The sequence below is a fragment of the Mesorhizobium sp. WSM4848 genome (genome assembly GCF_055811375.1).
The window spans coordinates 23,210-45,895 of sequence record NZ_JBVVPX010000022.1 but is presented as its reverse complement, the minus strand read 5'-3'; the positions used below and the strand labels follow the sequence as shown (position 1 = coordinate 45,895).

General features: G+C 62.8%; 15 protein-coding genes. 8 read left to right on the top strand and 7 right to left on the bottom strand.

Annotation, left to right across the window (positions count from 1 at the left end):
- Positions 1–9 precede the first annotated feature (9 nt).
- From AC0L16_RS20065 to AC0L16_RS20045, 5 genes are all read right to left on the bottom strand, one after another.
- Positions 10–744: an NUDIX hydrolase gene (locus AC0L16_RS20065; RefSeq protein WP_473622759.1), complete on the bottom strand. Its 735-nt coding sequence runs from the start codon at positions 742–744 to the stop codon at positions 10–12.
- Positions 745–817: 73 nt separating this feature from the next.
- On the bottom strand, positions 818–1,270 hold the full coding sequence (locus AC0L16_RS20060) for a DUF983 domain-containing protein (protein ID WP_473622758.1): 453 nt from the start codon (positions 1,268–1,270) through the stop codon (positions 818–820).
- On the bottom strand, positions 1,270–3,576 hold the full coding sequence (rnr, locus tag AC0L16_RS20055; RefSeq protein WP_473622757.1) for a ribonuclease R: 2,307 nt from the start codon (positions 3,574–3,576) through the stop codon (positions 1,270–1,272). Before rnr ends, AC0L16_RS20060 begins: the two co-directional genes overlap by 1 nt.
- A 6-nt stretch (positions 3,577–3,582) precedes the next feature.
- Positions 3,583–6,222 carry a type I DNA topoisomerase gene (topA, locus tag AC0L16_RS20050; protein WP_473622756.1) on the bottom strand — a complete coding sequence of 880 codons (2,640 nt, stop codon included), beginning with the start codon at positions 6,220–6,222 and terminating at the stop codon, positions 3,583–3,585.
- 444 nt (positions 6,223–6,666) lie between these two features.
- On the bottom strand, positions 6,667–7,044 hold the full coding sequence (locus tag AC0L16_RS20045) for a COG4315 family predicted lipoprotein (RefSeq protein WP_473622755.1): 378 nt from the start codon (positions 7,042–7,044) through the stop codon (positions 6,667–6,669).
- Between the two features lie 171 nt (positions 7,045–7,215).
- Between AC0L16_RS20045 and AC0L16_RS20040 the strand changes: the two genes are divergently transcribed.
- Positions 7,216–7,962 (top strand): cytochrome c biogenesis CcdA family protein, encoded by a 747-nt coding sequence (locus AC0L16_RS20040; RefSeq protein ID WP_473622754.1) that lies wholly within the window; start codon positions 7,216–7,218, stop codon positions 7,960–7,962.
- Between the two features lie 70 nt (positions 7,963–8,032).
- Here AC0L16_RS20040 and AC0L16_RS20035 read toward each other — a convergent pair whose 3' ends face one another.
- Positions 8,033–9,715: a caspase family protein gene (locus AC0L16_RS20035; RefSeq protein ID WP_473622752.1), complete on the bottom strand. Its 1,683-nt coding sequence runs from the start codon at positions 9,713–9,715 to the stop codon at positions 8,033–8,035.
- 431 nt (positions 9,716–10,146) lie between these two features.
- Here AC0L16_RS20035 and glmU point away from each other — a divergent pair, with 431 nt between their 5' ends.
- From glmU to AC0L16_RS20015, 4 genes are all read left to right on the top strand, one after another.
- A complete protein-coding gene (glmU, locus tag AC0L16_RS20030) occupies positions 10,147–11,508 on the top strand; it encodes a bifunctional UDP-N-acetylglucosamine diphosphorylase/glucosamine-1-phosphate N-acetyltransferase GlmU (RefSeq protein WP_473622751.1) in 1,362 nt (453 codons plus the stop codon).
- 157 nt (positions 11,509–11,665) lie between these two features.
- Positions 11,666–13,489, top strand: coding sequence for a glutamine--fructose-6-phosphate transaminase (isomerizing) (gene glmS / locus AC0L16_RS20025; RefSeq protein WP_473622750.1), 1,824 nt, complete (start codon positions 11,666–11,668; stop codon positions 13,487–13,489).
- Positions 13,490–13,568: 79 nt separating this feature from the next.
- On the top strand, positions 13,569–13,868 hold the full coding sequence (locus tag AC0L16_RS20020; protein WP_077383967.1) for a HigA family addiction module antitoxin: 300 nt from the start codon (positions 13,569–13,571) through the stop codon (positions 13,866–13,868).
- A gap of 80 nt (positions 13,869–13,948) precedes the next feature.
- A complete protein-coding gene (locus AC0L16_RS20015; protein WP_473622748.1) occupies positions 13,949–14,707 on the top strand; it encodes a DUF502 domain-containing protein in 759 nt (252 codons plus the stop codon).
- On the opposite strand, the gene recG is transcribed toward AC0L16_RS20015, so the two are convergent.
- The gene (gene recG, locus AC0L16_RS20010; protein ID WP_473622747.1) at positions 14,659–16,767 is read right to left on the bottom strand and encodes an ATP-dependent DNA helicase RecG; all 2,109 of its coding nucleotides are present in this window, start codon (positions 16,765–16,767) and stop codon (positions 14,659–14,661) included. The genes AC0L16_RS20015 and recG overlap by 49 nt on opposite strands.
- A gap of 314 nt (positions 16,768–17,081) precedes the next feature.
- Between recG and AC0L16_RS20005 the strand changes: the two genes are divergently transcribed.
- From AC0L16_RS20005 to AC0L16_RS19995, 3 genes are all read left to right on the top strand, one after another.
- On the top strand, positions 17,082–17,369 hold the full coding sequence (locus tag AC0L16_RS20005) for an FAD assembly factor SdhE (protein WP_473622746.1): 288 nt from the start codon (positions 17,082–17,084) through the stop codon (positions 17,367–17,369).
- A 13-nt stretch (positions 17,370–17,382) separates the two neighbouring features.
- The gene (gene mfd / locus AC0L16_RS20000; protein ID WP_473622744.1) at positions 17,383–20,880 is read left to right on the top strand and encodes a transcription-repair coupling factor; all 3,498 of its coding nucleotides are present in this window, start codon (positions 17,383–17,385) and stop codon (positions 20,878–20,880) included.
- Between the two features lie 418 nt (positions 20,881–21,298).
- Entirely contained in the window at positions 21,299–22,672 is a 1,374-nt protein-coding gene (locus AC0L16_RS19995) for a class II 3-deoxy-7-phosphoheptulonate synthase (protein WP_473622743.1), read from the top strand.
- The last annotated feature ends 14 nt before the right edge of the window (positions 22,673–22,686 follow it).

Genomic DNA, 22,686 nt, shown 5'->3' with positions numbered 1-22,686 from the left:
CTCTATGCTCTACAGAATTTCGCGAACGAAGCGATTGCGGACAAGCCGGTAGAACGGCACGGAACCACCGGGGCGCAGCAGCGGATCGTCGACGAGCCGCTTTTCCAGCTCCTCCAGGATAGCCCTGGTGATGTCGGGAATATCAGCTTCTCGGGCCTTGGCGAGCGGCAGCCAGACCAGTTCCTCCAGCTCGTTGGTTGGACCGCCGTCCGGCAGCTCGACGGCAACATCTTCGCGCCAGGCGCTGAAGAAGCGCGTGTCGAAGCGCCGCACCCGGTTTGGCGGCGTGATGGCGCGCGCGATGAAGCGCAGCGCTTCCAGCGACGGTCTTACGCCGTGCTCGGCAAAACCCTGCCAATCGCGCCTGGTCGTGGCGAAGGCGCCCTTCTGGCCGATCAGCAGGCCGGCTTCTTCATAGGTCTCGCGAATCGCCGACAGAGCGATGGCGCGGGCGCGGGCCGGGCTGGTGCGGCCGACGCCGGCGGTCAGCCTCACCTGTTCCTCAGGATGCAGCCCTGTGGCAACGGGAATTCGGCTGTCGGCCGGATCGGTACGGCCACCGGGAAAGACGAATTTCCCCGGCATGAAGGCGTGACGGGCGTGGCGCCTGCCCATCAGCACCAGGAACTCGGCGTCCCTGCGATCGAGCAGGATCAGCGTCGCGGCGTCGCGCGGGCGTATAGGCCTGGCGTCGAGCGCGATCGGCTCAACCTTGTCGACTTCCGCCTTGGTCATAACGTCCATGCGCACGACCTAGCGGAATCTTCTCCGATGCGAAAGTGGCGTCCAGCCATGCCGATTTGCGCCAGCCTCGGTTTCAAGCCTCGGGATGCGACTCGATCAGATCTTCTTCCCCGCCGAAGCCGTGCATATAGAACGCCCATTGCAGGCCGATGACGGCGCCCTTGACCGGCTGCAGCAAGACGATCGCCATGAGGATGGTCAGCGGCACCCAGATGGCGATGTGCTGCCAGGTGGACAGAGTGGAGGCCGCTTCGACACCCATGAAGGCGCCGAGCACGATGTGGCCGACGATGGCCACCACCAGGTAGGCCGGCAGGTCGTCGGCGCGGTGGTGATGAAGCGCCTCGCCGCAATGATCGCATTTATTGACGGTCTTGACGAAGGCACGAAAAAGTTTTCCCTCGCCGCAATGCGGGCAGCGGCCAAGCGCGCCACGCTTCATCGCCGTCCACAGCGGGCGGGCGATCCGGCCCGACTGATGTTGGCCGCCGAAAACCTGTTGGTTCTTTTTTAGATCGCTTGGCATTACCGTCTCCTGCCGCGCGAGCCTGGACGCGATTGCGACGCACGGGCGCGGCCCTTGGCCTTGTGAAACGACCGTTTGGAGCCGGGCAGCGGCTTTGGGTCGGTCAGCATCTCGAAACGCATCGCGCCGGCCATAGGCGCCACCTCGATCAGGCGAACCTCGACGCGGTCGGCAAGCTGATAGCCCTTGCCGGTGCGTTCTCCGAAAAGCGATCGGGCAGTTTCGTCGTATATATAGTAATCGCCGCCCAGACTTGACACCGGAATGAAACCATCTGCGCCATACTGCGGCAATTGGACAAATAGTCCCGATTTGGTGACGCCCGAGATGCGTGCATCGAAGCGATCGTCGACACGCTCTGCGAGATAGGCGGCGATCAGCCGGTCGACCGTGTCGCGCTCGGCGGCCATGGCGCGGCGTTCGGTGGCTGAGATCAGCGCAGAAACTTCTTCCAGCCGCTCCGCTTCATCCTGCGTCAGTCCGCCTGCTCCGAAGCCGAGCGCGGCAATCAGCCCGCGATGCACGATCAGGTCGGCATATCTGCGGATCGGCGAGGTGAAGTGCGCATAGCGCTTCAGATTGAGGCCGAAATGGCCGATATTGCTTGGCGAATATTCGGCCTGCATCTGCGTGCGCAGTACCACCTCGTTGACCAGCCCCTCATGGTCGGCGCCGCGGACGCGATCCAGAATGCCGTTGAACTGGTTCGGCTGCATCTGGGCGCCGCGCGCCAGCGACAGGCCAAGCGTCTGCAGGAATTCACGCAGCGATTCCTGCTTGGCGAGCGAAGGTGCGTCATGGATGCGGTAGACCAGCGCCTGTCGTTTCGCCTCCAGCGTCTCGGCCGCCGCGACATTGGCCTGGATCATGAATTCTTCGATCAGCTTGTGCGCGTCGAGCCGCTCCGGCACGACGACGCGGTCGACGGTGCCGTCCTCCTTGAGCAGGATTTTCCGCTCCGGCAGTTCGAGCTCGAGCGGCTGGCGCGTCTCACGACCGCGCTTCACGACCGCATAGGCGTCCCACAGCGGCTTCAGCACCGTGTCGAGGATCGGGCCGGTCTTGTCGTCCGGCGCGCCGTCGATCGCGGCTTGCGCCTGGGGATAGGCTAGCTTTGCCGCCGATTTCATCATGATGCGGTGGAACGAATGCCTGAGCTTGCGGCCGTCGGCCGAGAAGGTCATGCGGACCGCCAGCGCCGGGCGGTCCTGGCCTTCGCGCAGCGAACAAAGGTCGTTGGAGATGCGCTCCGGCAGCATCGGCACGACGCGATCGGGGAAATAGACCGAGTTGCCACGCTTCAGCGCCTCGCGGTCGAGCGCGGTGCCATAGCGCACATAAGCGGCAACATCGGCAATCGCCACGGTAACGACCACGCCGCCGGGGTTCTTCTCGTCCGGATCTGCTGTGGCGAACACAGCGTCGTCATGGTCCTTGGCGTCGGCCGGATCGATGGTGACCAGCGGCAGCTCGCGCCAGTCTTCGCGGCCGGCCAGCGTCGCCGGTTTGACCGCCTCCGCCTCGGCGATGACGTCTGCCGGGAAAATATGCGGAATGTCGTGCGCGTGAATGGCGATCATCGAGACCGCCTTTTCGCTGGTCAGCGAACCCAGCACCGCCAGCACCTTGGCCCTGGGCAGCCCGTAGCGGGAGGCCCGCGCCGGCTCGACCTCGACCAGATCGCCGTTCTTGGCGCCGTTCTGGAATTCCTTGTCGACGACCAGCTCCGGCTGGCGCCTTTCGACAGGCTCGATGCGGAAGGTACCGTCCTGCAGCACGCGAAAAACGCCGAGAACTGCATCGGCGCGCTTCTCGAAGATCTTCATCACCCGCCCGGTATAGGCAGGGCCGGTCGGATCATCGGTTGGAAAGGTCTTGGCCAGCACGCGGTCGCCAATGCCCGGTGTCGGGCCGCCGCCGCCGCGCGACACGCGGATCGCTATGACAGGAGGTTCGCCGTTGCCCACGGCTTCGGTTGGGTGCGCCAGCAGCACGCCGTCGGCGTCGCGGCCAAAGATGTCGAGCACGGCGACATGGGCGAGGGCGCCGACGCGGGCGAGCCGCTTGCGCTCCTTGGTCAGCAGGCCCTCATCCTGCAAGTCGCGCAAAACGTCCTTCAGCCAGATACGGTCCTCGCCGCGCAGCGCAAACGCCTTGGCGATGTCGCGTTTGCCTGAGCGATCCGGATTTTCGGCGATGTAGCGCAGGATCTCGTCGCGGGACGGCCGGTAATCATCCTTGACCTTGGCCCTGGTGTCGGCGGTGCGCAGATCGCCATGACTTCTTCCGGATACCCTGCGCGCCACGATGCACTATCCCTTTTTGTTGGCCACTTTCTTGGCAGCCGGTTTCTGGGCCGCCGGTTTCTTGGCCGCAGGCTTTTTGGCAGGTGCGGCCGCTTTGCGGAAGGGCTTTCTGCCGCCATTGCCGCCCTTGGCTTCCTTCTCGGCAATCAGCGCCACCGCGTCCTCGATCGTCACCGACTGCGGGTCCTTGCCCTTCGGCAGCGTCGCATTGACCTTGCCGAAATTGACATAAGGCCCGTATTTGCCGTCACGCACGACGATCTTGCCGCCGCCCGCCGGATGCTCGCCAAGTTCCTTCAAGGCGGCCGGCGTGCCGCCATTGCGACCGCCGGGGCCCTTCAACTGCTTCTCGGCGATCACCGATACGGCGCGGTTGAGACCGATCGAGAACACGTCCTCGATGTTGTCGAGATTGGCGTAGGTGCCGTCGTGCAGCACGAACGGACCGTAGCGCCCCAGCCCGGCCGAGATCATCTTGCCGGATTCCGGATGCTTGCCGACGTCGCGCGGCAGTGACAGCAGGGCAAGGGCTTTTTCGTGGTCGATCGAATCGACGGTCCAGCCCTTGGGCAGGCTGGAGCGCTTGGCTTCCTTGCCGTCGCCGCGCTGGACATAGGGGCCGAAACGACCACTGCGCAGCGTGATTTCCTCCGCCGTGTAGGGGTCCTTGCCCAGCACCTTGGTGCCGTCCTCGCCATTGCCGTTTTCGGCATTGGGGTTGGCGGCGTCGCCGAGCTGGCGGGTGAAGGAGCATTCGGGATAATTCGAGCAGCCGACAAAGGCGCCGAATTTGCCGAGCTTCAGCGACAGGTTGCCGGTGCCGCATTTCGGGCAGATCCGGGGGTTCGAACCGTCCTCGCGCGCGGGAAACACCAGCGGCGCCAGTTCCTCGTTGAGGGCGTCGAGCACGTCGGTGACGCGCAATTCCTTGATGTCGGCCACGGCGCCGGAAAAATCCTTCCAGAAATCGCGCAGCACATCCTTCCAGGCGAGCTTGCCGTCGGAAATCTCGTCGAGCTTTTCCTCGAGCGAGGCGGTGAAATCATACTCGACATAGCGCTCGAAGAAGCTCTCGAGGAAGGCCGACAACAGCCGGCCCTTGGCCTGCGGCAACAGCTTGCGCTTGTCCAGGGTGACGTAGTCGCGATCCTCCAGCGTCTTCAGGATAGCCGTGTAGGTCGACGGCCGGCCGATGCCGAGCTCTTCCAGCTTCTTGATCAGCGAGGCTTCCGAATAGCGCGGCGGCGGTTCGGTGGTGTGCTGGGTGGCGTTGATCGCCTCGCGGTCGAGTTGTTCGCCGGCACGGATCTCGGGCAGACGGCGGTCTTCCTCGTCTTCGGCATCCTCGTCCTTCTGCTCGGTATAGGCGGCAATGAAGCCATCGAAGCGAACGACCGAACCGACGGCGCGAAGCTCGGCGCTGCGGGCGCCGTTGACCGCCTCGATCTCGACCGTGGTGCGCTCGATCTCGGCTGGCTGCATCTGGCTGGCGATGGCGCGTTTCCAGACAATCTCGTAAAGGCGCGCCTGGTCGGCATCCAGATATTGCCTGACCGAGGCCGGCGTGCGCATGAAATCGGTCGGGCGGATGGCTTCGTGCGCTTCCTGGGCGTTCTTGGCCTTGGTGGTGTAGTTGCGCGGCTTTTCGGGCAGGTATTTTGGGCCGAACTCCTTTGCGATCGCATCGCGCGCCGCCGATATCGCCTCGGGCGCCATCTGCACGCCGTCGGTTCGCATGTAGGTGATCAGGCCGGTGGTCTCGCCGCCGATGTCCATGCCTTCATAGAGCCGCTGCGCCACCTGCATGGTGCGGCTTGCTGAAAAACCGAGGCGCGAGGAGGCGGCCTGCTGCAGCGTCGATGTGGTGAAGGGCGGGCCTGGATTGCGCCTGGTCGGCTTGGCCTCGACCGACAGCGCCTTGAAGGTCGCGCCTTCCAGCATTGCCTTGATGTCGTCGGCCTGCGCCTTGTTCGAAATGTCGAGCTTTTGCAGCTTCTTGCGATCGAAGGCGGTCAGCCGCGCTTCGAAATTTTCCTTGCGCGGCGTGCCGAGAATGGCGGCGATCTGCCAATATTCCTCGCGGATGAAGCGCTCGATTTCCAATTCGCGGTCGCAGACGAGGCGCAGCGCCACCGACTGGACGCGGCCGGCGGAGCGGGCGCCGGGCAGCTTGCGCCACAGCACGGGCGAAAGCGTGAAGCCGACGAGATAGTCGAGCGCGCGGCGGGCGAGATAGGCGTCGACCAGCGGCGCATCGATCTGGCGCGGATTGGCCATCGCTTCCAGCACCGACGATTTGGTGATGGCGTTGAAGACGACGCGGCTGACCGGCTTGTCCTTCAGCGCGCGCTTCTGCTTCAGCACTTCCAGAACGTGCCAGGAAATGGCTTCGCCCTCACGGTCCGGGTCGGTGGCGAGGATCAGGCCGTCGGCGTCCTTGACCGCCCTGGCGATGTCGGCAAGACGTTTGCTCGAGGCGGTGTCGACAGCCCAGGACATGGCGAAATCCTCGTCCGGACGCACCGAGCCATCCTTGGCCGGCAGATCGCGGACGTGGCCGAACGAGGCCAGGACCTTGTAGTTCTTTCCAAGATACTTGTTGATTGTCTTCGCTTTGGCCGGCGATTCGACGACGACGACGTCCATGAGGTCTCATATCAGCTGTGGTGCGGCAGAAGAATTCCGCTGCGCGCGACGAAATCTCGTATAATTGTCGCTCACATGGCCGTGCTTTTGCATCCGGTCAAGGGGAAGCGCCCAAAATGCAGTCCTGCATCGAGCGGTGCGTCATGTGATATCCGCAATCCTGGATAGGGAGAGCGGCTGCCCTGATCGTTGGACAAACCGGCAATGAATCCGGGAGAACGGGACAAATACTTCCGCCGATATAAGAGAAACATCGATCACGCGCCAGCCCCAGCTGAGGCAAGCCCGGCATGATGAGACGACGCTGGCGGGCGAGACTGGCGTGGCGAGTGGGGTTCGTGTGTCCAGCGGGACAGCACAGGAAGCTGGCCGCCAGGAGGCCTGCGGGGCTACGCGGCAGCCAGCCATTCCCCGCCGGTCAAGGCGAGGATTGAGGTTCGGGGCTTAGTCGGCCTTGGCGATGTGCCAGACGCCGCCGACGCCGTCGCCGGTCACATCGCCGGCCTTCTTGTCCTTGATGAATGTGTAGAGCGGCTTGCCTTCATAGGCCCACATCTTGGTGCCGTCGGTGCGGTCGACGATTGTCCATTCGCCCTCGGCCTTGGCGTCGGCCTCGGCCTTCAGCGGCGGCCAATTGGTGGCGCATTTGTCGTAGCAGTTCGACTTGCCCATCTCGTCCTTGTCGTAGGTGTAAAGGGTCATGCCGTTGGCATCGGTGTATATCTTGGTGCCGCCGACATCGGCTTCTTTCCACGCTTCGCCGGCATAGGAGGTGGCGGTGCCGAGCAAAAGCACCGCCAGCCCAACTGTGATCGATTTCATGACGCTCTCCCTGATATGATCGAGAAGCGCGCGGAAAGCCGCGGCCTCGTTGCATCAACGTGCTTGGCGTGTCGTTTCTTCCGATGCGAGGCGGCAACTTGCCACGCAATGGTGATTGGCGGACAAGCCCGCGCGCCGCTATATCGGCGCCGATACAGTTGGAGTTCGGGAATGGCATTGGACATCGGCTATGTCAGCGCGGTCGGGGCGGGGGCGATCTCGTTCCTGTCGCCTTGCGTGCTGCCGCTGGTGCCACCCTATCTCTGCTATATGGCCGGCGTGTCGGTCGATGATTTCCGCGGCAATGCCGGCGTCACCGCCAAGGCCGACGCACGCAGCGCTCTGCTCTATGCCTCGATCGCCTTCGTTCTCGGCTTCTCGACCGTCTTCGTGGCCCTGGGCGCCGGCGCCTCGACCATCGGACGGCTGCTGCGCGTCTGGCAGGAGCCGCTAGCGATGGCGGCCGGCGTGCTTATCATCCTGATGGGGCTGAATTTTCTCCGCATATTGCGCATCCCGCTGCTTTCGCGCGAGGCGCGCTTCCAGTCGCAGGGCAAGCCGGCCAGTATCGTTGCCGCTTATGTCATGGGACTGGCCTTCGCCTTCGGCTGGACACCCTGCATCGGACCGGTGCTGGGGCCGATCCTGACGCTGGCCGGCGGCCGCGAGACGGTGGGCGAGGGCGCGGCTCTGCTCGCCGCCTATTCGCTCGGCCTCGGCATACCGTTCCTGATAGCGGCGCTGTTTTCAGGCGCCTTCATGCGCTTTCTGGCAAAATTCCGGGTCCATCTCGGCCGTGTCGAAAAGGCGATGGGCGCGCTGCTGGTCGTCGCCGGCGTGTTTTTCCTGACCGGCGGCGTGCAGGCCGCATCCTACTGGCTGCTGGAGAATTTCCCGGTGCTGGGGCAGTTGGGGTAGGTCTCGTATCCACAAACCCATGCTGGCGCACAGAATTTGGCCTATACTCAATCTGCGAGATAGATACTGTTTACTGAATTGGTGACATTTTGGTGATTTCAACAATCCCTGCACACTCTCCGCCTACGTGATAGAATTTCCCTTTACCTCTATTACCTTTTATCTTTCCATTCAAAATATTGCTTCCTTTTTTTCCCTCGTCAACAAAGCGATGTATTATTCTTAAGGTGCCATCGGTCGCGATTTTTCCTTCCCACGATGGGGCAGAAATCTTACCGCTTTTGATCGAAACATCTGCTGTAAGCTCCCGCCACCCGCACAACGAATTGGTGGCACGTCTCGTCAAAGCCCATCTTCCGTCGAAAGCACTTAAACCGGCAAATCCTGCACCCTCGCAACGACCCTCTCGTGCCTCCATTCCGTCAGCACAAAAAAGGGGGCAGACCCTAGCTGGAATCGCTTTCAGCCCTTTCAGAAGGTCCCCCGTCGGCTCGACCGACGCGAGCTTAATCCCTTGCCGCTTCGCATAGTCGTTCAAAGCTTTCTGGCTGGCGGAACCCCATTTTCCGTCGACTTGGCCAATAAGGCACCCGATTCGGACTAATTCCCTCTGCGTGGAAAGAGCAAGTTCGCCGGAGCCCTCAGAATCTACCGAAGACCTCTCTGCTTGGACTTCCGGATTGGGCTGTTCAAGCCTGGCGACGGTCTTGACGTCGTCTGAAGCCTTTCCGACAGGCCTCCCTTGCACGCGATCTTGTTCTGCCTTTTGTCGTTCAGTCGCCTGCCGTTGCAAATCGACCCGACTGTTTATTGCGTCGATCTTTAACTTAGCTAGGGCTACAAACGCGCCATTCGGATATTGCTGTAGGTACGCTTGAAAGAAACTCTTGTCCGCCGAGTCCTTGATCGTTTCCCAATAAGCGATCTCAACCGCATTGTCAGGCCCGACTGGTACCGGCGTGCGGGCGGATTCCGTCTTCGGCTCCTGAATCGGGAGAGGATTCAACACCACATCGCCCGTGAGCGAGGAATTGTCCCATGGAACTTGCTTTCCATACGTCGCTTCGAGCACATCTCGTCGCACATGAACGAGGTCGCGGGTGATATCCTGCCCCGGCGTGCCGAGGTGCCTGAGCAATGCAGTTGTGAAGGGAGAGTTTCTACCTGACCCGTCGAATGCCACGTTGCCCGGCTGCGTTGCGAATGCGATGAGAGAACCGACACCGCTGCCAAGCTTGGCTAGACCCCGACCCACAGAACCGGATCGTGTTCCCATCGACCGGGCAAGATTCTCGGCGAGCGGGTTGTCCCGGCAGGCATCGAGGAAGACAAGATTGACCTTGGAACTGCGCTCCATCGCCGCAAGAACAAGGTCCATCGGCAGGGTCTCGAAATCGAGGTCGTCATAAGACGACAAGTGCGCATCCACAGGCGCCATATAATTGTTGCCGTTAACCTGCAGGCCATGCCCGGAATAATAGAACAGCGCAATGTCCGCCTTATCGAGCTTCTTGATAAAGTCGCGTGCCGTGCCACGCATCCTGACCAAGTCGAGGTCCAGACCGGTCACTACCTCGAAACCCAAATCCTTCAATTTGGCGGTCATGTCACTGGCATCGTTCTTGGGGTTAGGAAGTCCGGGTACGTTCTGATACGCCGAATTGCCCATCACCAGCGCGACGCGTCTATCTGCGAGCGCATCCGCTGAAACAGCTGTAAACAATAGGATGAGGATAAAACAAGCGCTGCGCATGGCAGGAACAACTCCCCCGAGCGAACGTATCAGATGCTAATATAACGGAAAAGGCCTATCACTAGCAGGAAATGGCCAGATCATTGACAATGCTTCCACGTAAGGAGCGTAAAGTCGTGCAGGCTGGCTGTTTGAATTCATTCCATCTTCCGATGCCAATTTCCGCGCAAACGCCAAGGCTTGGCGGTTGCAGCCGCTGCTAAAGCGGAAACCGGAGATGTAGGGTAACCACCTGATCGAAGTGAACCGGAACGTTTTAGTTCCCCTTCCGGCTTCCACCCGGGACGACGCATTAAAGTGACTGCCGCCCGCCTAGACCTACTGATTAAAAGTCAGTTGCTCGACCACCTCACCGGAATTTAACCGCATTGGTGCAGCATGGCGCCAATCCATGCCTTGATTCCCAACCCTTTTCATATGGTTGCCATTCCATGAGCCAGAGAACCTGCCTGTCCGTCATTCTCGCCGCCGGCGAAGGCACGCGCATGAAAAGCGCTGTGCCAAAAGTGCTGCACCCGATCGCCGGCCTGCCGATGGTCGCCCATGTCGTCAAGGCTGCGGAAGCCGCAGGCAGCGGTGATCTGGCGCTGGTGATCGGCCATGGCGCGGACGAGATGCGCAAGGCCACGCAAAAATTCGCGCCGAAGGCGGAGACCTTCGTCCAGGACAAGCGGCTCGGAACGGCGCATGCCGTTCTGGCTGCTCGCGACGCGATCTCAAAGGGTTACGACGATGTCCTGGTGATGTTCGGCGATACGCCGCTGATCGATCCGGAGGTGCTGGTTGCTGCGCGCCTGAAGCTGGCCGAAGGTGCTGCCGTCGTGGTGGTCGGCTTCCGCACCTCAAATCCGTCCGGCTATGGCCGGCTGATCGAAAAGGGCGGCAAGCTCATCGCCATCCGCGAGGAAAAGGACTGCACCGACGAGGAGAAGAAAATCACCTTCTGCAATGGCGGTCTGATGGCGGTTGCCGGCAAGCACGCGCTGCAGCTGCTCGACCAAGTCGGCAACGACAACGCCAAGGGCGAGTATTACCTCACCGACATCGTCGAGATCGCCGGCGGGCAAGGCCTTGACGTCGTTGCGGCAGAGGCCGGATTCGAGAATGTGCTCGGCATCAACAACCGTGCCGAACTCGCCGCGGCGGAAGGCATCTGGCAGACCCGCCGGCGGCGCGAAGCCATGCTCTCCGGCGTCACATTGATCGCGCCCGAAACAGTCTTTTTTTCGCACGATACCGAGATCGGCGCCGACACGATCGTTGAGCCCAATGTCAGGTTTGGGCCGGCCGTGACAATCGCCACCGGCGCCAAGATCCATGCCTTCAGCCATATTGAAGGCGCCACGATCGCTTCCGATTGCGATGTCGGTCCGTTTGCGCGGCTGCGGCCAGGCGCCGATCTCCGGCAAAAAGCCAAGGTCGGCAATTTCTGCGAGGTCAAGCAGGCTGTTGTCGAGGAGGGCGCCAAGGTCAATCACCTGACCTATATCGGCGATGCCCGCGTCGGCGCCGGCGCCAATATCGGCGCTGGCACCATCACCTGCAACTATGACGGGTATTCGAAGTTCTTCACCGACATCGGCGAAGGCGCCTTCGTCGGCTCGAATTCCTCGCTGGTGGCGCCTGTGACAATCGGCAAGGGCGGCTACATCGCTTCGGGCAGCGTGATCACCGAAAGCGTGCCCGACGATGGGTTGGCCTTCGGCCGCGCCCGCCAGAGGACGCTGCCCGGCAAGGGCAAGGAATTGCGCGAGCGTTTTGCTTCGGCTGCGGCTGCCCGGAAAAAAGGCTAGCCTGGCTGCGGTAACCGGATTGCAAGCGCACTCGGTCATGGTGCATCTGTGCAGAACCGTTCCGGCTGATACGGAACGAAACGCAATGTGATTTTCGCGGCAGCCCGGCCAACCCTAAATGGCGCCGGGTTTTCATGCCGGAATCGGGGCAACGTCTATGTGCGGTATCGTCGGAATTGTTAGTCACTCGCCGGTCGCGCCACTGATCGTCGATGCGCTGAAAAGGCTCGAATATCGCGGTTATGATTCGGCCGGCGTCGCCACCGTCGAGCACGGCCAGCTGGCGCGTCGCCGCGCCGAGGGCAAGCTGATCAATCTCGAACGCCGGCTGAAGGACGAACCGCTCGACGGTATGATCGGCATCGGTCACACGCGCTGGGCGACGCACGGCGTGCCCAACGAGACCAATGCGCATCCGCATTTTTCCGACGGCGTCGCCATCGTCCACAACGGCATCATCGAGAATTTCGCCGAATTGCGCGACGAGCTGATGCGCGACGGCTACATATTTTCATCGCAGACCGATACCGAGGTCGTCGCACATCTGGTGGGGCGCGAATTGGCCAGGGGCCTGCAGCCGGTCGAGGCCGCGCACCAGGCGCTGAAGCGGCTGGAAGGCGCCTTTGCGCTGGCCATCATGTTCAGGGGAGACGAGGATCTCATCGTCGGCGCGCGCAACGGCCCGCCGCTGGCCGTCGGCCATGGCGATGGCGAGATGTTTTTGGGCTCCGACGCCATCGCGCTTGCCCCCTTCACCAATTCGATCACCTATCTGGAGGACGGCGACTGGGCGGTGGTGCGCCGTAACGACGTCGCCATCTTCGACATGGACGGCAACAAGGTCGACCGCAAGCGCCAGCAGTCGCTCAGCACCAGCTTCATGGTCGACAAGGGCAACCGGCGCCATTTCATGGAGAAGGAAATCCATGAACAGCCCGAGGTGATCTCGCACACGCTGGCGCATTATGTGGATTTCGTTGGCGGCGTCTCGAAGCCGCTCGACCTGCCGTTCGATTTCGCCAAAATCGACCGGCTGGCGATTTCGGCCTGCGGCACTGCCTATCTGGCCGGCCTGATCAGCAAATACTGGTTCGAACGCTATGCGCGGCTGCCGGTCGACATCGATGTCGCTTCGGAATTCCGCTATCGTGAAATGCCGCTGTCGAAGACCGACGCCGCCTTCTTCATCTCGCAATCGGGCGAGACCGCCGACACGCTGGCCTCGCTGCGCTATTGCCGCAAGGCGGGCATGAAGATCGGCGCGGTCGTCAATGTCCGCGAATCGACGATGGCGCGCGAATCCGACGTTATCCTGCCGACGCTGGCCGGGCCGGAGATCGGCGTCGCCTCGACCAAGGCCTTCACCTGTCAACTGTCGGTGCTGGCCTCGCTTGCCGTGCGGGCCGGCGTGGCGCGCGGAACGATTTCGCAGGAACAGGAAACGACGCTGGTTCGCCAACTGTCGGAAGCGCCGCGCTATGCCAACCAGGTCCTGAAACTCGACGGCCAGATCGAAAAGGTCGCGCGCGACCTCTCGCACTACAAGAACGTGCTCTATCTTGGCCGCGACACCAATTTCCCGCTGGCCATGGAAGGCGCGCTGAAGCTCAAGGAAATCTCCTATATCCATGCCGAGGGCTATGCCGCCGGCGAGCTGAAGCACGGGCCGATTGCGCTGATCGACGAGAACATGCCAGTGATCGTCATTGCCCCGCATGACCGCATTTTTGAAAAAACCGTGTCGAACATGCAGGAAGTCGCGGCGCGCGGCGGCAAGATCATCCTGATCACCGACAGCAAGGGTGCCGCACACGCCACGGTGAAGACGATGGAGATGATCGTGCTGCCGGACGTGCCAGAAATCATCTCACCGATCATCTACGCGCTGCCGATCCAGATGCTGGCCTATTTCACCGCGGTGTTCATGGGCACCGACGTCGACCAGCCACGCAACCTGGCGAAATCGGTGACGGTGGAATAGCGGTCGCCGCGGCTGGATGCATGTATCAATTCCTGATACGTCTTCCTTGCGTGCCCTAATCCTTCGAGGTCCCTGAACTATGCTCAAGTTCGCACGTCCAATTCACCCCGGAGAATTCCTGCGCGAGGAATATCTCCTCCCGCTTGGCATGAGCGCTGGCGCGCTGGCGAAGAAGCTCAATCTTCCGCGCACTCGTATCGAACGCATTGCCAAGGAAGAGATCGGCTTGACTCCCGATACCGCGCTTCGCCTCGCCAGGTTCTTCAACACCACGCCCGAATTCTGGATGAATTTTCAGCAGGCCTACGAGCTCGAAACCGAGGCACGGAAACTCGCGCCGGAGCTCGAGAAAATCGAGCCGCTGGAAGTCGCGGCATAGTTGATCTTTTAAAAAATTCGCAGTTCCAAAGCCGAATGCGGTTCATTAATGTCGCGCCGAAATCAGCGCTGCGGTGAACCATGTCCGATGCTTCCAAGACCTCAGGCATGACCCGGCTGCGGAATTACTTCCTGACAGGCTTTGTCGTGTGCGCTCCGCTGGCGATCACCGCCTACATCGCCTGGTCGTTCATCGGCTGGGTCGATTCCTGGGTGAAACCCTATATTCCGGCGCGTTACAACCCCGATAGCTATCTGCCGGCGCCGGTTCCGGGATTCGGGCTGATCGTCGCCTTGATCCTGATCACCCTGATCGGTTTCCTGACCGCCAATATCGTCGGCCGGGCTATCGTCCTGTTCGGCGAACGCCTGCTCGGCCGCATGCCGCTGGTGCGCGGCATCTACGGCTCGCTGAAGCAGATCTTCGAGACCGTGCTGTCGAACAAGGGCGACATGTTTCGCCAGGTCGGGCTGGTCGAATACCCGCGCAAGGGCGTCTGGTCGCTGGTCTTCGTTGCCAGCGAGAAGGAAACCGAGGTCAACCAGAAGCTCGACCAGGAGGGTGATCCGCTGATCGCGGTTTTCATGCCGTGCACGCCCAACCCGACCACCGGCTTCCTGATGTATGTGCCGAAATCCGATATCGTGCTGCTCGACATGACGATCGAGGACGGCGCCAAGCTGATCGTTTCGGCCGGGCTGGTGGCGCCAGCGGTCAAGACGAAAATGGTGACGTTGAACGGCATGCCGATCGGCGGCCAGATCGGCAATCCGCCTGCGGATGCCGGGCCTCAGCCGGCGCGCAAGAGCCGCACCGCCTCGTCGCGGCCGAACAAATAAAGCAGCATGCGAAGGGCCTCGCCGCGTTCGGATTGCAATTCCGGATCGCGCGACAGGATCAGCCGCGCGTCGTCGCGGGCGGCTTCGAGCAGGTCGGCATGCGCCTCGATGCGCGCCACCTGGAAGCCCGGTGTGCCGGACTGGCGGGTGCCGAGCAACTCGCCTTCGCCGCGCAGTTTCAGATCCTCCTCGGCGATGCGAAAGCCGTCCTCGGTCTCGCGCATGACCGACAGCCGGCGCGATGCCGTCGCGCCGAGCGGATTTTTGTAGAGCAGAACGCAGGACGACGGTTTTTCGCCGCGCCCGACCCGGCCGCGCAACTGATGCAACTGGGCGAGGCCGAAGCGCTCGGCATGCTCGATGACCATGATCGTCGCATCCGGCACATCGACGCCGACCTCGATGACCGTGGTGGCGATCAGGATGCGTGTCTCGCCGGCCTTGAAGGCGCGCATCGCCTCGTCTTTTTCGGCGCCCTTCATGCGCCCGTGCACCAAGCCGATCCGGTCGCCGAACAGGGGCTTTAGCAAGGCAAACCGGTCCTCCGCCGACATCAGCTTGATCTCTTCGGACTCCTCGACCAGCGGACAGATCCAATAGATTTTCTGGCCGTCGGCGACGGCGTCGCGCATGCGGCTGACCAGTTCATCGAGCCGCTCGAGCGGCAGGGTGACGGTGCGGATCGGTTGGCGACCGGCCGGCTTTTCCGTCAGCTTCGACACATCCATGTCACCGAAAGCGGTCAGCACCAGCGTGCGCGGGATCGGTGTCGCCGTCATCACCAGCATGTCGGGCGCGTCGCCCTTGGCGGTGATGGCGAGCCGCTGGTGGACGCCAAAACGGTGCTGCTCGTCGATGACGGCGAGGACCAGGTCGTGGAACGTCACCGTTTGCTGGAACAGGGCGTGGGTGCCGACGACGATGTCGATCTCGCCACTGGCCAGACCGGTCAGCGTCTCGGTGCGCTCGCGGCCCTTTTCGCGGCCGGTGAGGATGGCGATGCGCAGGCCGGCTTGTTCCGCCAACGGCGCAATCGTCGCAAGATGCTGGCGCGCCAGGATTTCGGTCGGCGCCATCAATGCCGCCTGGCCGCCGGCCTCGACAGCGCGCGCCATGGCGAGCAGCGCGACAACCGTCTTGCCGGAGCCGACATCACCCTGCAGCAGGCGCAGCATGCGTTCGGGGTCACCGAGATCAGCATTGATTTCGGCAAGCGCCATTTCCTGCGAACTGGTCAGCGAATAGGGAAGGGCGGCGCACAGCTTTTCGACCAAGCGGCCGTCGCCGACCAGCGGTCGTCCTGACAGGCGGCGGACTTTTGCGCGCACCAGCGCCAGCGACACCTGGCCTGCCAGAAACTCGTCATAGGCGAGACGCCGCCAAGCCGCGCCGTCGACGGACACGTCGATCGGGTCGGCGGGATTGTGGATGCGGGCGAGCGCATCACCGAAGGCGGGAAAGCTGCGGCGGCGCAGAAACTCACCCTCCTGCCATTCCGGCAGCACCGGCAAGCGAGCGAGCGCCTGGCCGATTGCCCGGCGCAGCACTTTTCCCGAGAGCCCGGCGGTGAGCGGATAGACCGGCTCGACCAGCGGCAGGTTTTCCGCCTCACTGGCCAACGCGATGTGGTCGGGATGAACCATTGTCGGGCGGCCGTTGAACCATTCCATGCGCCCGGAGACCACGACATGCTCGCCCTCCGGCATCGCTTTTTCAAGGTAGGCAGCGTGTGCATGGAAGAACGTCAGCGCGATTTCGCCAGTGTCGTCATGGGCGTAGATCCGGTACGGCACCGATCGGTTGCCGCGCGGCGGCGGCTGGTGGCGATCGATGCGCACTTCGAGGGTGACGATCGCGCCTTCAGCCGAACCGGCGATGCCCGGCCGGTTGCGACGGTCGATCACCGTGTGCGGCAGCACGAACAGAAGGTCGCCGGCGCGCGCCGCGCGGTCGCCGAGATCGGCCGGCACGACTTTCTCGACCAGTGCGCCGACCTTCGGCCCGACACCGGCAAGCGAGGTGATCGGGACAAACAGCGGATCGAGGAGGGAAGGTCTCATTTGCGCCGCGCCAACCGGGACTTTGTTGGGGCCGAGTTCCTTCGCGCCCCCCTCTGTCCTGCCGGACATCTCCCCCACAAGGGGGGAGATCGGACTGTCCTTCCGCTTTCGCCAATCGCCAACGGCGGAGAAGAGGCACGGCGGCGAAGCTGCCAATCTCCCCCCCTGTGGGGGAGATGTCCGGCAGGACAGAGAGGGGCGCGAAGGAATGCAATCATTACAAGTTGATTGTCGGGCGTCTCACACTGCCTTGCAAGGCTGACACCGCGCTCTATCCACGCTATATGCGCCGCTTCAGGCAAGGATGCTGGACAATGACCGGAACGAGACGATCAAGCGAGGGGCTCGACGCCCGCCGCCGCAAGCTTCTGTTTCGATCCTGGCATCGCGGCATGCGCGAAATGGACCTTATTCTCGGCAGTTTCGCTGACGCCGAGATCGGCGCCTTGACCGGCGACGAACTCGACCAATATGAGAGGCTCCTCGATGTTCCCGACACCGAATTCCTGCCGGTGATCACCGGCGAACGCCCGATTCCGGCTGACATCGACTGTGCCGTCCTGCAAAAAATCCTGGCGTCGCGCCAGGCGATGACATTCTGAAATACGTGATTTCATGAGCCTGATCCCCCCAATCGGCCTGCCGAAAGGCCGCGCCGGCCAGTTCATCGTCGACGGCGTCGCCGACGGTTACGAAGCGTTCGCGCTGGTGCAGGCCGCGCACGAGATCGCGCCCGACAAGCCGGTGCTGTTCGTGGCACGCGACGGCCAGCGCCTGCCTTCGATCGTCGAGGCGCTTTCATTCGCCGCGCCTGGCCTGCCGGTGCTCGAACTGCCGGCCTGGGATTGTCTGCCCTATGACCGAGTTTCGCCCGGCTCGGATGCAGCCGCGCGGCGGTTGGACGCGCTCACCGCGATGATCGCGTTGGCAAAAAAACCGCACCGCGCCGTCATCCTGACCACCGCCAACGCGCTGCTGCAGCGCATTCCGCCGGCAAGCCTCGTCGAGGCGCAGACATTTCACGCCAAACCCGGCAACCAGATCGACATGAACGCACTGGCGTCGCGGCTCGAGATATCAGGCTTCGAGCGGGTGCCGACTGTGCGCGGCGTCGGCGAGTTCGCCGTGCGCGGCGGCATTCTTGACCTGTTCGCACCGGGCTGGACGGAAGCGCTCAGGCTCGATTTCTTCGGCGACACGCTGGAATCGATCCGCGTCTTCGACGCCGCCACGCAGCGCACCACCGGCCAGCGCAAGTCGATGGCGCTGCAGGCGATGAGCGAAGTGGCGCTGACGCCGGAGACCATCAGCCGCTTCCGCCGCAGCTACATCGACGCTTTTGGCGCGCCCTCGCGCGACGACGGGTTGTATGCGGCGGTCAGCGAGGGACGGCGTTTCGCCGGCATGGAGCACTGGCTGCCGTTCTTCTACGAGCGGCTGGAGACAGTGTTCGACTATCTGCCGGACACGCCTGTCGTGTTTGACCATCTGGCGCACGAGGCACTGGCTGAGCGCCATGCGCTGATCCTCGACCACTACGAGGCGCGCAGGAAGCAGGCCGACGGCGCACTGAAGGACGCCGTTCCCTACAAGCCGGTGCCGCCCGACCTGCTTTATCTGTCGCCGGAAAACCTCATCGCCTCACTTGGCCCGCGCGAGGCGATCGACTTCACGCCGTTCGACGCTCCCGACGCCGGCGCCAGGAAAATCTTCCATGCCGGCTCACGGCATGGCCGCAGCTTCGTCGAGGAACGCGCCGACCCCAACATCAACGTCTTCGACGTCGTCGTAAAACACATTGCCGACGAGCGCGCCGCCCGCCGCCGCGTCGTCGTCGCCGGCTGGACCGAAGGTTCGCTCGACCGGCTCGGCCAGATCTTGGCCGAGCATCATCTCGGCAACCTTGAGCCGGTCGCCACGCTGGCCGAGGCGGAAAAGCTCGAACCGGGGCAGGCGGGACTTGCCGTGCTGCCGCTCGAATCCGGCTTCGAGACCGAGAAACTGGTCGTCGTCGCCGAGCAGGACATTCTGGGCGACCGGCTCATCCGTCGCTCGAAGCGCAAGAAGCGTCCTTCCGATTTCATCGCCGAAGCCTCGGCGTTGTCCTCCGGCGACATCGTCGTCCATAGCGACCACGGCATTGGCCGCTTCATCGGGCTGCGCACCATCGAGGCGGTCGGCGCACCGCATGATTGCCTCGAAATCCATTATGCCGGCGACGACCGGCTGTTCCTGCCAGTGGAGAACATCGAGCTTTTGTCGCGCTATGGCTCGGATTCGGCCGAAGCGACATTGGACAAGCTCGGCGGCGGCGCCTGGCAGTCCAGAAAAGCGCGGCTGAAGAAACGCCTGCTCGACATGGCCGGACAGTTGATCCGCATCGCCGCCGAGCGGCAGATGCGCGCTGCCCCTTCGCTGGTGCCGGCCGACGGTCTCTATGACGAATTCGCCGCGCGGTTTCCCTATGAGGAGACCGACGACCAGCAGACGGCGATCGATTCGGTCATGGGCGACCTGGGCGCCGGCAAGCCGATGGACCGGCTGATCTGCGGCGATGTCGGCTTCGGCAAGACCGAGGTGGCACTTCGTGCCGCCTTCATTGCGGCGATGGAAGGCTTTCAGGTCGCGGTGGTGGTGCCGACGACGCTGCTGTCGCGTCAGCATTTCAAGACCTTCTCGCAGCGCTTCTCCGGCCTGCCGATCCGCGTCGCCCAGGCCTCACGGCTGGTCGGCGCCAAGGAACTGGCCGAGGCCAAGAAAGGCATCGCCGACGGCACGGTCGACATCGTCATCGGCACTCACGCGCTGCTCGGCTCGTCGATCTCGTTCAAGAATCTCGGCCTGTTGATCATCGACGAGGAACAGCACTTTGGCGTCAAGCACAAGGAGCGGCTGAAGGACCTGAAGAGCGACGTGCATGTGCTGACGCTGTCGGCGACGCCGATCCCGCGCACGCTGCAACTGGCATTGACCGGCGTGCGTGAACTGTCGCTGATCGCCACGCCGCCGATCGACCGCCTGGCGGTGCGCACCTTCATCTCGCCCTTCGACCCGCTGGTCATCCGCGAGACCCTGCTTAGGGAACGCTACCGCGGCGGTCATTCCTTCTATGTCGTGCCGCGCATCAGCGATCTGGCGGAAATCAATGATTTCCTTCGTGAATCCGTACCCGAGCTAAAGGTGGCTGTTGCTCACGGCCAGATGCCGCCCGGCGAGCTCGACGACATCATGAACGCCTTCTATGACGGCCAGTACGATGTGCTGTTGTCGACCACCATCGTCGAATCCGGCCTCGATATCCCGACCGCCAACACGCTGATCGTGCATCGCGCCGACATGTTCGGCCTGTCGCAGCTCTACCAGCTGCGCGGCCGCGTCGGCCGCTCGAAGGTGCGCGCCTACGCGCTGTTCACGCTGCCGGCCAACCGCAAGCTGACCGACACCGCCGAGCGCCGGCTGAAGGTGCTGCAGTCGCTCGACACGCTCGGCGCCGGCTTTCAACTCGCCAGCCACGATCTCGACATCCGAGGTGCTGGCAATCTTCTCGGCGAGGAGCAGTCCGGCCACATCAAGGAGGTCGGCTTCGAGCTTTACCAGCAGATGCTGGAAGAGGCCGTCACCGAGGTCAAGGATTCCGGCGAGGTGCAGGATGGCGGCTGGTCGCCGCAGATCGCCGTCGGCACGGCGGTGATGATCCCCGAAAGCTATGTTCCGGACCTGCAGCTGCGCCTGGCGCTCTACCGCCGCCTTGGCGATCTCGAAAACACCGAGGAGATCGACGCTTTCGGCGCCGAGCTGATCGACCGCTTCGGACCTTTGCCGGAAGAAGTGAAACATCTCTTGAAGATCGTCTTCATCAAGGCGCTGTGCCGCAAGGCCAATGTCGAAAAGCTCGATGCCGGGCCAAAGGGCGTCGTCATCCATTTCCGCAAGCGCGAGTTCTCTAACCCCGTCGGACTGGTCACCTTCATCGGCGAGCAGGGCGCGCTGGCCAAGATCCGGCCGGACCACAGCGTCGTTTTCGTCCGCGACTGGTCTACTCCGGAAAAGCGGCTGGCGGGTTCAGCGGTCGTCATGACGCAGCTGGCTCGGCTGGCGGAGAAGGCGGCTTAGCGCGGCTCGGCCTGAGCCTTAGGCCGTGCAGGGCAATCGCTTCCAGTTTGCGCTGCCCCTCATCGCCCTGCCGGGCACTTCTCCCCGTATAGTGACGGAGAAGGACGCCTTTGCATTGGATTTCGCCAATCATCAGCGTTGCAGAAGGGGTGCCAAGTTGCGGCCAGCTTCTTTCTCCCCGTCAACGGGGAGAAATGCCCGGCAGGGCAATGAGGGGCAGCGCCAACGTTGACGATTGGCCGCTCGAGCGCCAGCCCTGGTCTGAATCGATTGCCGTAAACGCGAGCTTGCGCCATTCGCCACCACCGAAATTCCGGTCTAGAATAGGAAATCGGCTTCGTGTATGGAGCCGCGATCCCCATATTGGGGGCGAAATGGCGGGCGACAGCAGCCGCTGGAAAGAATTTTGGGTGCAACGATGACGAAATGGTCGCCGAATTCGTGGAGAGCAAAGCCGATCCAGCAGGTTCCTGCCTATCCGGATCTTGCCGCGCTGAAGAACACGGAAGCCCAGCTCGCCACCTTTCCACCGCTGGTTTTTGCAGGTGAGGCACGCAAGCTGAAGAAGCAGCTTGCGACCGTTGCTGCCGGTGACGCATTCCTTCTGCAGGGCGGCGACTGCGCCGAGAGTTTCGCCGAGCATGGCGCGGACAACATCCGCGACTTCTTCCGCGTCTTCCTGCAGATGTCCGTGGTGCTGACCTTCGCCGGCGCGCAGCCGGTGGTGAAGGTCGGCCGTGTTGCCGGCCAGTTCGCCAAGCCGCGCTCGTCCGACAACGAGACCAAGGGCGGCGTGACCCTGCCCAGCTATCGCGGCGACATCATCAACGGCATCGAGTTCGACGCCAAGTCGCGCATTCCCGATCCCGCACGCCAGGAGATGGCCTACCGCCAGTCGGCGGCGACGCTCAACCTGTTGCGCGCATTTGCGCAGGGCGGCTACGCCAGCCTGGAGAACGTGCATCAATGGATGCTGGGCTTCGTGTCCGACAGTCCGCAGGGCGAGAAATACGAGTCGCTCGCCAACCGCATCACCGAGACGATGGACTTCATGAAGGCTGTCGGCATCACCTCGGAGACCAATTACGCGCTGCGCGAGACCGATTTTTACACCAGCCACGAGGCGCTGCTGCTCGGCTATGAGGAGGCGCTGACCCGGATCGATTCGATGTCAGGCGATTGGTACGCCACCTCAGGCCATATGATCTGGATCGGCGATCGCACCCGCCAGCCCGACCATGCCCATGTCGAATACTGCCGTGGCATCAAGAACCCGCTCGGCCTGAAATGCGGCCCCTCGCTGACGCCGGACGGCCTGCTGCAGCTCATCGACCTGCTCAATCCGGAGAACGAGCCCGGCCGGCTGACGCTGATCGCCCGCTTCGGTTCCGACAAGGTTGCCGAGCATCTGCCGAAGCTGGTCCGCGCGGTGCAGAAGGAAGGCCGCAGCGTGGTGTGGTCGTCGGATCCGATGCATGGCAACACGATCGAGGCCGCCGGCTACAAGACACGGCCGTTCGACCGCATTTTGAAGGAAGTGCAGAGCTTCTTCGAGGTGCATCGCGCCGAAGGCACGCATCCGGGCGGCATCCATATCGAGATGACCGGCAAGAACGTCACCGAATGCACCGGTGGCGCCCGCGCCATCACCGCCGAGGAATTGCAGGATCGCTACCATACCCATTGCGACCCGCGCCTCAACGCCGACCAGGCGATCGAACTGGCGTTCCTGGTCTCGGACCTGCTCAAGAAAAGCCACCCGGTCCAGCACAAGCAGGCCGTCAACGGCTGATTTCAGTCCGCCAT